The sequence below is a fragment of the Streptomyces sp. GbtcB6 genome (genome assembly GCF_019091475.1).
GTDB classification, from domain to species: Bacteria; Actinomycetota; Actinomycetes; order Streptomycetales; family Streptomycetaceae; genus Streptomyces; species Streptomyces hyaluromycini.
Map to the genome: position 1 here is coordinate 1 of NZ_JAGXJL010000292.1, position 270 is coordinate 270.

At 38.9% G+C, this 270-nt stretch carries 1 protein-coding gene; it reads left to right on the top strand.

From position 1 onward, the window contains the following. On the top strand, positions 1-270 hold a 270-nt coding region (locus tag KVT45_RS55370; protein ID WP_217562719.1), incomplete at both ends, for a hypothetical protein.

Below are 270 nucleotides of genomic sequence, written 5' to 3' on the forward strand. Positions count from 1 at the left end.
GAGCAGACATTTTTGACATTTAAGGGGAAATTATTAGAGTTACGCGAAGAACTCAAAACTTTACCTGAAGAAAAGCCAACGAAGTCAGTCCCTGTTGGTGTACAAGCTTTATTTACTGAGCAAGTAGTCGTCGTTGATGAAAAAGACGATTTGAAAGCAGCTATCGTAGGGACAAAAGAACTTGTTGCCTTAGCCGAGTTCAATTTCTTTAACTTAGGGATCTTCTCGTATAAGGATGTAGCTTACTATGAATTAGTCGATCAGACAGGT